This is a genomic window from Streptomyces sp. DSM 120436, assembly GCF_055778765.1.
Genome location: NZ_JBSKBS010000004.1, coordinates 128,327 through 140,201 on the forward strand (window position 1 = coordinate 128,327; position 11,875 = coordinate 140,201).

At 69.7% G+C, this 11,875-nt stretch carries 10 protein-coding genes and 3 pseudogenes; 5 read left to right on the forward strand and 8 right to left on the reverse strand.

Translation table 11 applies throughout. The features are described from left to right. Positions 1-34 precede the first annotated feature (34 nt). Both tap and tpg (ACWH4W_RS32190) read left to right on the forward strand, forming a co-directional pair. Positions 35-2,383, forward strand: coding sequence for a telomere-associated protein Tap (gene tap, locus ACWH4W_RS32185; RefSeq protein ID WP_473079399.1), 2,349 nt, complete (start codon positions 35-37; stop codon positions 2,381-2,383). A 12-nt stretch (positions 2,384-2,395) separates the two neighbouring features. Next, positions 2,396-2,953 (forward strand): telomere-protecting terminal protein Tpg, encoded by a 558-nt coding sequence (gene tpg / locus ACWH4W_RS32190; protein WP_473079400.1) that lies wholly within the window; start codon positions 2,396-2,398, stop codon positions 2,951-2,953. 353 nt (positions 2,954-3,306) lie between these two features. Here tpg (ACWH4W_RS32190) and ACWH4W_RS32195 read toward each other — a convergent pair. The 4 genes and pseudogenes from ACWH4W_RS32195 to ACWH4W_RS32210 all read right to left on the reverse strand — a co-directional run. Beyond that, positions 3,307-3,928, reverse strand: a pseudogene (locus ACWH4W_RS32195) (IS3 family transposase); the annotation flags it as partial. Positions 3,929-4,152: 224 nt separating this feature from the next. Further along, positions 4,153-4,422 (reverse strand): hypothetical protein, encoded by a 270-nt coding sequence (locus ACWH4W_RS32200; RefSeq protein WP_473079401.1) that lies wholly within the window; start codon positions 4,420-4,422, stop codon positions 4,153-4,155. 244 nt (positions 4,423-4,666) lie between these two features. Then, positions 4,667-5,335 carry a hypothetical protein gene (locus ACWH4W_RS32205; protein ID WP_473079402.1) on the reverse strand — a complete coding sequence of 223 codons (669 nt, stop codon included), beginning with the start codon at positions 5,333-5,335 and terminating at the stop codon, positions 4,667-4,669. Between the two features lie 319 nt (positions 5,336-5,654). After that, positions 5,655-6,002, reverse strand: a complete 348-nt coding sequence (locus tag ACWH4W_RS32210) for a transposase family protein (RefSeq protein ID WP_473079413.1) — start codon at positions 6,000-6,002, stop codon at positions 5,655-5,657. 151 nt (positions 6,003-6,153) lie between these two features. Here ACWH4W_RS32210 and ACWH4W_RS32215 point away from each other — a divergent pair. From ACWH4W_RS32215 to ACWH4W_RS32225, 3 genes and pseudogenes are all read left to right on the forward strand, one after another. Further along, positions 6,154-6,904 (forward strand): annotated as a pseudogene (locus tag ACWH4W_RS32215) (transposase). A gap of 5 nt (positions 6,905-6,909) precedes the next feature. Further along, positions 6,910-7,275: pseudogene (locus ACWH4W_RS32220) on the forward strand (transposase family protein); the annotation flags it as partial. A 192-nt stretch (positions 7,276-7,467) separates the two neighbouring features. After that, positions 7,468-8,301, forward strand: coding sequence for a hypothetical protein (locus tag ACWH4W_RS32225; RefSeq protein ID WP_473077372.1), 834 nt, complete (start codon positions 7,468-7,470; stop codon positions 8,299-8,301). A gap of 87 nt (positions 8,302-8,388) precedes the next feature. Here the strand turns inward: ACWH4W_RS32225 and tpg (ACWH4W_RS32230) are convergent, their stop codons facing one another. The 4 genes from tpg (ACWH4W_RS32230) to ACWH4W_RS32245 form a co-directional block, all read right to left on the reverse strand. After that, the gene (tpg, locus tag ACWH4W_RS32230) at positions 8,389-8,916 is read right to left on the reverse strand and encodes a telomere-protecting terminal protein Tpg (RefSeq protein WP_473077373.1); all 528 of its coding nucleotides are present in this window, start codon (positions 8,914-8,916) and stop codon (positions 8,389-8,391) included. 160 nt (positions 8,917-9,076) lie between these two features. Then, positions 9,077-9,244 (reverse strand): helicase associated domain-containing protein, encoded by a 168-nt coding sequence (locus tag ACWH4W_RS32235; RefSeq protein WP_473077567.1) that lies wholly within the window; start codon positions 9,242-9,244, stop codon positions 9,077-9,079. 133 nt (positions 9,245-9,377) lie between these two features. Beyond that, positions 9,378-9,842, reverse strand: coding sequence for a hypothetical protein (locus tag ACWH4W_RS32240; RefSeq protein ID WP_473077374.1), 465 nt, complete (start codon positions 9,840-9,842; stop codon positions 9,378-9,380). Between the two features lie 264 nt (positions 9,843-10,106). Further along, positions 10,107-11,875 (reverse strand): helicase associated domain-containing protein (locus ACWH4W_RS32245; RefSeq protein WP_473079403.1); only part of this gene is annotated, 1,769 nt, incomplete at its 5' end.

Here is an 11,875-nt window from a genome sequence, read left to right on the forward strand (position 1 = left end):
TTGCTGGGGTAGGGTGCGGATCAGGAGGTGTTTCATGTCCGAGCTGTTCGACGCGGTCGACGCGTTGGTCGCGTCCCGCTCGCCGCTGCCGCCGGCTCAGGAGCGCAAGCGGCTGCGGGTCGCGCACGGTCTGACGTTGGACGAAGTCGCCGGTGCGCTGAAGGTGCGCCGGGCCACGGTGTCCGCCTGGGAGTCGACGAAGAAGCCGACCGATCCACGCGGCCCCGAGCGTGAGGCGTACGCGCGGCTGCTGCGGCAGCTCGCGGAGCTCTACCCCGCACCCGCGACGCCGGAGAAGCCGGCTGCCCCGGTGTCCGCCGCGTTCACCCGCGCGTCCGACTCGGCAGGTGAAATGACGGAGGTTCCGGACGCTCTGATCGGCGACATGGTCGAGTCCCTTCGCCCCGCCAGGTCGCGCCGTCCTGAGACGCAGGAGACGGCCCCGGCGAAAGCGCGGACTCCGTCCACCGGCCAGGCGTCCGGGGCCGCGGTCATGACTGCAACCGAGAACATCCAGACCCCTGCCCCTGTCGCCGCTGCTCCGGCTGCCGCGGCCCGTCCGGCGCGCACCACCGAGCCGTCGTCGACGTCGCGTCGCCCGGGTGTGAAGAAGGCGGCCCCGGCCGGCACCCCGGCAGGCTCCGCCGATCCGCGGTTCGAGAACGGTCCGCTGGCGGTCGTCGACGCCGAGGACGGCAAGGTGCTGGCGTACTGCACCGGCGGCCTGGTCCTGGACGTGCCCGCCAAGAGCATCCCGGCCCTGGTGGACTGGACGCTGCGCGAGGCGAAGCTCGGGGCGCCGAAGCTGTCCGGGCCGGGCAAGGACGCCGATCCGCTGATCGTCCTCACTCCGTCCGCGCTGGAGCGCTACGGCCTGCCCGTCACGCTCACGGAGGAGGAACGGCTCGCCGGGCGGATCCCGGAGGGCCACAAGGTCATCAAGCAGCTCGCACGGACGGAGTGGAAGCTGACCAAGCGCGGCTTCGGCCCGTGGGCGCGGATCTACCGCCCGGCGACCGGTTCGGAGCGGGCCTGCGTGCAGCTGTGCATCCCGTCCTGGCGCGCGCTGGACACCAGGCACTGGGGCGAGGCCGGGCAGCTCCCGCCGGCCGAGCTCGCACGCGTCCTGGGCGTCTACGCCTCGCGGGTGATGACGCCGCGCGGCTCCACGGCCGTGACCGGTCTGGAGCTGATGACCGCGCTGCACCCGCCGACCCGCGCCACCGCGCCCGACGGGAACGGCAAGCGCACCTCGGAGCACAACCCCGGCTCGCTGGGGAAGGACGCCATCGACCCGATGAACTGGCCGCCGTGCGAGGTCCCCGACGGCCACCCGGTCCTCAAGGGCCTGCCCCGCTTCCACGTCCGCGGCCCGGCGGAGAAGCTGTTCGAGGAGGCGTACGACTGGGCGCGGCCGATGACGGATGCCGAGTGCACGCTGCGGTACCTGGTCGGCATCGACGTGAACATGGCCTTCGCCGCCGGCGCGAACGGTCTGAACGTCGGCCTCGGTGAGGCGACGCACGTCAAGACCCCCGGGTTCGACCCGAAGCTGCCCGGTTCGTGGCTGGTGGACCTGTCCCACGTCGACCTGTCGAAGGTGAAGGTCGGCAAGGAGTGGGTGGAGCTGGACGGCAGTCTGCTGCCCTCCCCGTTCACGCCGAAGGGCGAGCGCCCGGAAGGGCCGGCCTGGTACGCGACACCCACCGTCGCCTACGCGGCGGAGCTCGGCTACGAGGTGCGCCCGCTCGAGGCGTGGGTCCGGTACGACAACGGCCGCTACCTGGACGCCTGGTACCAGCGGCTGCGCGACGCCTACCTCGCCACGATGGCCGACCTCGGCGTCGACGCCGACCTGTCACCGGAGGACTTCCTCGCGGCGATGGACGGCTACAAGGACCGCGACCCGGACCTGGCGATCGTCGTCTCGGCGATCAAGGCAACGGTCAAGGGCGGCCTGGGCAAGCTGCGCGAGCGCCCGCGCGGCGAGGGCTGGCGGCCGGGCGAGCCGTGGCGGGCCCTGTCCCGGCCCACCTGGCGGCCGGACATCCGGGCGGCCGTCATCTCTCGCACCCGCATCAACCTGCACCGCAAGATCGTCAAGCACGCGGCATTCACCGGCCAGTACCCCGTCGCGATCCTGTCCGACTGCGTCGTCTACGCGGCAGGCGGCGAGAGCCCGCTGGACTTCCTGCCCTATCGGCAGGGCAAGCCGCTGCCCGGCGGCTTCAAGCTCGGCATCAACCCGGGCCTGGTCAAGCACGAGGGCACTCAGACCGTCCTGTGGGGCGAGGAGGTCCGCGAGCGGTTCAACGCGCCGGAACTCAACCTCGCCCGGTACATCAAGGACGGCACCGTCACCGACATCGACAACGGAGAGTAGGAGGAGGCCACGATGAGCCTGTTCGGGGACGGCCTGGACGCCGCGGTGCAAAAAGCGTTCACCCGCCCCGCACCCAAGAGCGCGCCCGCACAGATGCGGTACCTGGTCAAGCAGCTCAAGGGCACGAAGGCGGTTGCCCAGATGCTGCGCATCTCCCAGCGCACCGTCGAGCGGTACGTGAAGGACCAGATCAAAAAGCCCCGCCCGGAGCTCGCCGCGCGCCTGGAACGCGAGGTGAAGAAGCGGTGGCAGCCGCAGATCCGGGCCAAGGCCCGGCAGAAGGCGGCGACCACCGGCGGCATCGTCATCGACACCCGCGCCCGGATCGGTTACACCGCGCCGGTCGGCTCCACCGACGACGCCCGGACCCGGCATCTGACCGTCGCGCTGCCGCCGCAGTACGCCGCCCGCCTCTTCGACGCCCAGCAGGCCGGCGCCAGCGACCAGCGGCTGAAGGAGATCACCGCCGAAGGGCTCAAGGAGGTGTACTTCCAGGACGGCGGCCGCCGCGCCGGGTCTCTGGAAGAGGTCCGCTTCACCGACATCGAGCACATTGAGTTCGACCTGTAGCAGCCGCGCCCCGAACAGCCCGCGAGCCCGGACCGATGCGGTCCGGGCTCGCTCGCGTATCCGCATGGGTGGATGGCCGAAGGCTACCTGCTCATCAGCCCGTTGAGCAGGGCGACAACGACCACGCCGATGCCGATCGCTGCTCCGAGCCCGGTTGATACAGAACGACGATGACGGTTACTGAGGTTGAACTCGTGGTGTCGCAAGGCTTCATCCGGGTCTGATGGTCAGGCCGGTCTCGGCCAGGCAGCCGTCGATGAGATCGCTGCGGTACTGGATGTGTCGCAGTCCTCGCCGGATGCGGTGGACGAGGCGCTCGGGAGTGGTGAAGGCAACGTTGGACAGCCAGCCGCGCCGGTGATGCCGAGCTCGCGCATGAGACGTTCGACGGTGCAACGGGCCACCGCGACACCCTGGTGGTTCAGGAGTCGCCAGATCTTCCGGGCGCCGTAGACACGGTAGTTGGCCTCGTACGCATCCTGGATCAGGGGCTTTAGCTCGCGGTCGCGGACGGTGCGGGCAGCCGGCATGGCCTGGCGCTTGGGGTGGGCGTAGTACATGGACGGGGCGATCTTGCAGTCGTGGTCGGTGAGGACCCGGCAGACCGGCTCGACGCCGCCGAAGCGGTTCCGGTGCTCGTCGATGAAGGCGACGAGCGTGTGTGTGGCCGGTCGAGCTCGGCCGCGAAGAAAGACGCCGCGGCTTTGAGGACCTCGTTCGCCCGCTTCAGCTCGGCGTTCTCCTTCTTCAGCCGTTTCAGCTCGGCGGATTCCTTCGTCGTGGTGCCCGGCCGGGTGCCGACGTCGATCTGGTCCTGCCGTACCCACTGCGCAGGGTCTCGGTCGTGCCGATGCCCAGCTTCTGGGCGACCGCTTTCATCGCGGCCCACTCGGTGTCGTAGTCGGGCCGCACCTCGGCGACCATGCGCACCGCACGACGGCACAGCTCAAGCGGGTAGGGAGAAGGACGTGCCATGACTCGATCCTCTCAACGATCGAGTCCCTACCGAACCCGGAACGGTTCATGCGGCGACTGCTCCGGCTTTCGGTCACGACCTGGTCGTGGTCGACGCCGTCGACCGGCCGTACGTGGACCTGCGCGTCAGGGGCAGGACGGGTACGACGCGACCGGGCCGGTGGCCGCCCACCGGCCCGGCCGTCCGCGGTGCCCGCCCGGCAGGGCCACCGGTACGCCGGGTTTCAGGACTGATGGTTCCCGGAGACCACCGCGACGTTCCAGGCGGCGGCCCCATCGGCCACCTTGATCCGGATGTGTTGCACCTTCTTCTCCACGTAGACGAGGCCCACGGTGAGGACATCGTTGCACGCGACCGGGTGCGGCTTGCTGCTGTCCCGTCTCACGATCGACACCTTGCCCCTGCCCTCACACCGCGCGTAGATGGTGTAGACGCCTGCCTCCGGCGTGAACGCGGGCAGGTCCCGGTCGGTGTCACCGGTGGTCTCGGGCACCAGGACCCGAGCGTTCCCGGGCAGGTCCAGGCCGGGGGTCGGTGTCCCGGGTGTCCTTGAGGGCCGGTCCGGCGAAGCCGTCGGACCGGCGGGATCCGGACCCTTCGCCCCGGGCTCACCGGAGCAGCCGCCGAGGAGGAACGATGCCGCCACGGCGGCGACGATGAGTGTGTAGCGGCGCAACGAGGTCTCCAGTGATGAAGGCGGGGTGCCCAGCTCTCCTGTCAGGGCCGGGCGCGGTGGGCTAGCTGACACGCCAGCCTTCGCGATAGGGGGCCCAGACGGTCATGTACTTCTTGTCGGACTTTTGACAGGCGCTGCCGCGGTAGTACTTGTAGCCGTAGACGTTCTCCTTCAAGATTCCGTAGTCGCCGTACCTGATGGTCTTCGCCGGAACCTTGCCGTAGGTCTCGACGCCGATTTCCGAGGTCCAGCTCTTCTTGGCGCTGGCGTTGATTTCCGCCTTGATCGAGCCGAAAACCGCGACCTTTACCTCGCTGCTGATGGAGACCGACCCTCCGACTTCTGTCGTCCCGGACTTCTTGGAAACGAACTTGAAGTCAATGGGACTGTTCGATGCGTTATCGACGAAGGTCTTGTACTTGACGGACATGGTGTTCTTCTTGTTCTGGGTGATCTTGAAGAACCAGCCGGGCTTGCACTGGAGTCCCAGGGTCGAGTCGTTCGGTTCTTTCTCGGGCAGGTCAGGCTCGGGCACGACCAGGTCCTCGGGTTCGTCCGGGATGGGCAGGTCCTCCTCGAGTTCCTCTCCCTCGATCTCGACGCCGATCAGCATTTCGTCGGTCGGCAGGTCGTCACTCGCCGTCAAGGCGACGGCGTGCTGTGTGCCGGCGCTGAGAGCGAGTATCGCGCACGCAGTGACCGTACTGGTGCGGGCGACTCCGAACTTCACTAGCATGTCCTTCCGCTGGTCGGTGCGGGCACCGCGCCCGGCGCACCTCATGGCCTGGAAACCGTGTGCGTCGGGAGTGCCCGCGCCTCCACAGCTTCCTGGAGGCGAGATGGACTGTAACCAGGGCTGATGAGGGGGCCAACAGACCATTTCAGAGAGTGACCGGAAATGCCTCATGGGGCAATCCGGGCAACAGTCGCCAACCGTCCACCGAAAGGCTTTTCTGCACGGTCAAACCGGACGAGTCGGAGAATTGGAATGGCTGATCTTGGCGGTTGTGAAGCTCAAATTCCCCTCAGTGGCGTTTTCTCAGCGGTTGTCACTTCCATGAGTTGTTGAGGGCGAGTGCGGCCTGGGCGATGCGGCCGATCCGGCTGGGGCTGAGCGTGAGGTGCTGCAGCGCGCGCCAGCGCTGCTTGAGCTCGGCGGCGGCCCGTTCGCCCAGGGCTCGGATGTCGCGTAGGAGCCGGTTGTGGGCGCGGGTGTCCGGCGCGAGCGGGGAGGCGATGTCGGGGTGCGGGCGGAAGGGGGTGTGGATGCCCTTGCCGGCGCCGGTGTAACCGACGTCGGCCAGCGTCGGCAGACCGGCGCGGGCCGCCGCGTACAGCTGCGATTTCTCGATTTCGGGGCAGTGGGGTGAGAGACAGCGGGCGTGGGGTGTGTTGATGCTGGTCGGTGGCGGTTTAGGGGCGTGGGGTCATTGAGCTCTTTCAGAGTGGCCGCTGATCGGGTGACTGGTCGGTGTCCCGCAACGCACGAGGCTCCTGTGCCGTTGAGAGAGGTGTTCGGCGTCTCAACTCATCAGCGCAGGGGCCTCGTTGGTTCCCTGTCCTGCCTCACTCGACCTGCCTCACGCTCTGGTCGAGTGGGTCACCATGCTTATCGTCACCCGTGAGGGGGACCGTCGCTGCAAGCTCCGCCCGTCCCAGCGCGCGATGGTGGCACTGGTGTACCTGCGCGAACACATCACCCTGGCAAAAATCGCTGCTGGGTTCGGGATCAGCGAGTCCACCGCCCACGCCTACGTCACCGCCGTCGTCGACCACCTCGCCCGCCGGGTGCCCGGACTGCTGCGGGTCCTGCGGGAAGCCGATCCCGATCACGTCCTGCTCGACGGAACGCTCGCCGAGTGCGACGGGGTCGGCGACAGCCGGGCCGACTTCTCCCACAAGCACCGCCGCCACGGCGTGAACGTGCAGGTCATCACCGGTCCTGCGGGCGACCTGCTGTGGATCTCGCCCGCCCTGCCGGGCCGTACCCACGACCTGACCGCAGCACGCACCCACCGCATCATCCGGATCTGCGAACGCCAAGGCGTGCCCGATCGTCGCCGACTGCGCCTACATCGGCGCCGGCCCATGGGTGACCACACCGATCAGACGACTTCCGCACCAGGACCTCAACCCGACCCAGCGGACGATCAACCGGGCCCTGGCAGCGGCACGAGCACCCGTCGGACGAAGCGTCGCGCGACTGAAGTCCTGGCGCATCTTCCGCAGAGCCCGCTGCAGTCCGAACCGCCTGACGTCAATCGTCAAAGCAGTCCTCACCCTGGAGAGGCAACGCTGAAGAAGCTCACTGACTCCGAAGGCCGGCTGCTGTGGATCTCGCCAGCCCTGCCGGGCCGAACTCACGACCTGACCACAGCCCGCACCCACCGCATCATCCGGACCTGCGAACGCCAGGGCATCCCGATCGTCGCCGACCGCGCCTACATCGGCGCCGGCTCCTGGGTCACCACCGCCATCCGACGCCCGCCCAAGGGCGAACTCACGCCAACCGAACGGACGCTGAACCGCGCACTCGCCCACGCCCGCGCTCCCGTCGAACGAGGCGTCGCCCGGCTGAAGTCCTGGCGGATCTTCCGCCGAAGCCGCTGCAGCCCGAACCGCATGACGGTCATCGCCAAAGCAGTCCTCACCCTGGAGAGGCAACGCTGAGAACGCTCACTGTCCGGCCGGATCACCCTGCGCCCCGGCCCGGGCACCACCAGCGAGACCGGTCTCGCCCGCGACCTTCTCGCCGCTCTGGGCAGACCGTCCCTGCTCCCCGGCCGCTTCCCCGGCGGTCGTCAGCCTGTCTGGGAAGCCGCCACCGCCTGGATCACTGCCCTTCCCGTCACTCGGCTGAGCGTGCTGCGCGCGCACCGTCTCACCGCCCGCCGTGCGATGCGCCTCCTGCAATTGCGCACACTCACCGGGATCCACCTGACCCTGGTCTGTCACCGCCCCCGCCTGCCCGCCGCCCTGCACCAGGCCCTGCAGACGGCCGACCACACCATCACCACCGACTTCCAGGCCGCCCGCCGCCACTACTACGGCACGCCTGCCGCCGAACCCCTGCCTGCAGACCAACCGGCCCGGCCGGCCAGCCGATGGCTCACCCTGCCCGCTCTGGACCGCCTCGTTTCCTACGACAGCCCTACTCCCTGCGCCGCCCCGTGCACGCCGCCGCCGATCGCCTGGCGACACCGGTCACAGCCCGCATCTCTCACCGCGCACACTGCCCGGGAAGTTGCCCGCCGCCTGGCCGACTCGACCGCTCACCCCCGCCTGGCCGCAGCCCTGGCAGCCGCGCTCTTCACTGGCGCCTCCTTCCAGCAGCTCGCCACCGCACGCCTTCGCGACTACGACGAGGCCGCGGCCACGCTTGCCCTGCACGACCGCGCCCGCTACACCGACGGCTGCGCCGCCTACCCCGTACCCGGCTGGGCGCGGGTCTTCCTTCGGGCCGCGGCCTGCTTCGCCCGCCTCGTACCCGGCGACGATCAGGCACTGCTCGCCGCGCCCGGGGACCGTACGCATCTGCTGCGCCTGGCGGAGACGGCGAGGCTACGCCCGCCGCAGCCTCCCGCCGCCAGGCGGACCGACCGGGCCGGCCGCGTCGAGTGGGACTGGCACGAACAGCAGGAAGCCAAGAAGTACGACGCAATGCTGGGCGTGTGCGAGAAGCCCTCTCGGGGCTGAACGCCCTCGACGGCGGGATCGGCCGCCTGCCTCGCGAATTCCCGGCGGCGAGGACGTCATCCGATTGAGAAGTCGGCGAACTCCACGTCAGTGAAGGCGATATGCAGGCCATGACCGCGTCGCCCCCGTCGCGGAAGTAGGCATGCCCGAGCGCACGCGGGCGAGGATCACCAGTTGCTGCTGCTCGCCCGCGCCGACGTCCCGGGCGGCGAACAGCTCCCGGGCGACCTCTCCCGGCAGGTACTGGGTGATCCACCGCACCCGCGGATCGTCCGAGGATCCTGCCGCAGCAGCGAACCCGAACCGTGCCCGGGTGTGGAAGACGAAGCCCTCCGCTTCGGCCCGGGCACGCCGGCGGGCCCGTATTCGGGGCTGCCACCGAGCCCGGACCGCTTCCTTGATCGCCTGGACCTTCAGCGGGCCTGGCGGGCGCCGTGCTCCGGGCTTCCTTGTCACCCACCGCTGCATGGTGCGCTGTGACACTCCCAGCACGGCGGCTACCCTCCGGGTGGAACCCTGGTGCGTCGCCAGCAGAAACCGCAGACGGGCCTCGGTGCTTGAGGAAACGGGCCGGGTGCGCAACGCGCGCTCCAGCCCTTGCTCGATCTGTCCCACGTCCGCCTCCCCAAGCGGCCGGCCGACAGGGCCAGCACCCCGCAGCCCGTAGCGTCAGTTCTCCCACGCTGTGCACCCTTGACCGCCGGTTCCGGCATTTCCAGGACAGCACCGGCCGACGTCGGCTACGAGAGTCCGGGGAGCGCCGATGACAGGGCGGCTACGCCCACTCCACCCCCAGCGCTGCGAGGGCGGCGAGCTGTTCCTGCGTGAGTTTGTCGCGCCTCGACTTCGTGTTGGAGACCCATACGCCGAGCCGGACCGCGGCGGCGCACCGCGCGCACATCTCTGCGATCTGCCACAGCCTTCCGGCACGGTCCGCGGACACCGTCAGGACCACAGGGCCGCCGCGCCGCCCCCCGTTACTGCATTCCCGGCAGCACCCCCGGCCTCGCCACGACGCAGGCGAACTGCCCGCGCAGGCCCGCCGTGCGTGTGTCAGGCGTGCCCGGCGTGCTCACTCACGTGTACGCCACCCACTGCGCCCAGGCGCCTGTCTGGGTCCCCTTGACCTGGATGACGGCGATGTCGACCGGGATGCTCTCGGGCAGGTTGCCGGTGGCCCAGGGCGAACAGTACGGGGAATTGTGCCCGCGGGTGGAGGCGATCCGGTCCACGTACCCGTCCCGGTCGTAGTCGAGCCAGGTCTCGATGCCCCAGCCGTCCGCCGAGGTGTCGCACGCCTTGATCGCGTCGCCTGGAGTGGAACCGGACGGGTCGTCGCTCCACTGGCCGTAGCCGCCGCTGATGGGCAGGTTGTACACCGACTGAATGCTGACACCGCCCTGCGGTGCCGCGCTCTTCTGGGCACCGCTGCCCGGCATCATGAGCCGGCCGGCGGGCGAAGCCGCGCCGCTGCTGGACGCGGACGCCGGGCCGGCGGCGAGCAGCCCCGCGGAAGCCAGGGCGAGCACGGCCAGCCCCACGGTGCCTCGCCTGACAAACCGTCCACGCTTGTTCTGCCTTGCTCCTCCGTCGCTCACGATGGTTCCTCCCCCGTTGGAATCAGGTGACCGCAGGCAAGCTTTTGTGAGGAATGATCCGTTCAGGAGTCAAGAACCGGTCAAGCTGTGCGTATTGCCGCCGATGCCAGCCAGCCGCGACGGGCTGCCGTGCGGCTCCTTGGGCCCCACTGATCGCACCGGCCGACGTCGGCTACGAGAGCCCGGGGAGCGCCGATGACAGGGCGGCTACGCCCACTCCACCCCCAGCGCTGCGAGGGCGTCGAGCTGTTCCTGGGTGAGTTTGTCGCGCCTCGACTTCGTGTTGGAGACCCATACGCCCAGTTTCACGACCACCGGTTCCGTCTCGCCGTCGACCGTGATCTGCTCACTGTGGCCCCTTGGCACCGGCCGGTCGGCGCCTTCCCGTTCAACCCACTGCGCGAGGGCCTTCAGGCCGCGCTGGAACGCCTGCTGCGCCTTGCTCGGGCCCTTCGTCGCACGCCCGGCTGCCGGGGCCCCAGGTGGCGCCTGGGCGGGCTTGACGCCCAGGCGGGACAGCCGTTCCTGCTGCTCGGCGGACAGATGCGCCCAGGTGCTCGCCTCTCGCATTCGCACGAGCCATTTGCCAAGATCGTCACCCTCGAAGAGCACGCCCGGCTGGATATCGGGCAGACTGCCGTCGGCGTCGACCAGGTCGGCGAGGATGCGGTAGTGGCGTTGCCAGTTGAGTGGCCAGGGGCAGTTCCAGTCCGGGTCGATCGTGGCCAGTTGCTTTGCGCGCTCTGCTGCCCGCTCCTGGTTCTTCCCGAGGCCGCCCTTCCTGCGGAGGTTGGCCATGTGTTGGCCGACTGGCACCATCGCCTCGCCCTCGCCCCAGACGGCGTCCTGGCGGGGGGCGAGGTGCCCGGTGGCCCGCCGGTAGGACCGCAGCGCGGCGAGTTTGGTCTCCCACGCCTCTTCGCCGGGCTCCCAGACCATCCCGGCCTCGGGCGCGTCCAGGAACTCCTTGCGCCGCGGCTCCAGCTCCCCGGCCCGCAGTGCCTTCCTCTGCTGGTGCACCCACCGCCCGAGGGGGAAGTCCTTGGTGACGCCGACCCGGACCTCAACGTCGTAGGGGACGGCGTAGAGGCCGGTGATCTCGTTCTCCCTGCGCCAGCGCAGCAGGGCCTGGTAGCCCTCGAGCCATACCAGGGACTCCGGCCGGTACACCCGGGTGCGCAGGAACGCGGCGATGGTGGCGGCGTCCCGGGGAGAGGAGAAGTGGAGCAGCGCGGACTCGGCGGCGCCGCCGAGTCCGCGCTGCTCCTGGTCCCCGCCGTCACCCTCACCGCCGGCTCCGATGATCCGCCCTTCCTCGTCGCGCCGGAGGTGGACCTTGCGCTGTCCGTGGGTGAGGGCGCGGGAGGCGAGCTGCTCGACCAGGCGCTCATCGTGGGAGCGCAGGCCCTGGAGCACGGCCACGAGGGGGCGGAACGAGGCACTGGCGATCATGTCGGTGGGGTCCTCGCCGGGCTCCAGGAAGACCGGCACGATGATCCGCGCGACCTTCGTGGTGCCGTCACGGTTGGGCCGGAGCGCGCGGCCGATGTTCTGTACGATCTCGACCTGGGAGCTGCGGGTGTCGGCGAAGCAGATGGCTTCCACGCCCCGTTCGCCGGTGATGTCGACGCCTTCCCCGAGGACGCGGCAGCTTGCCAGGAACGCCCGGTGCACCCGGCGGCCCGTGGCATCGATCCCGTTGGCGAATTGCCGGATCACTTCGCGGCGTTCGGTGACGAGGTGGTCGCCGCACAGCCATGCCGACCAGACGCGGTCCGGGGGTACGTGGCGGCCGGCCTCCAGCTCGTAGAACTCCGCGGCGATCGACGACGCGGGGAGCCGGTCCGCCTTCGCCAGGTCGTCGTCGGAGGCGTCGCCTGCGTACAGCTCGGCGGCCGTCTCGGGCAGCTTCTCCGCGAACGCTGCCGCCTCCTCCACTTTCTGATGGAACGTCATCACCGTGCGCAGGTTCCACC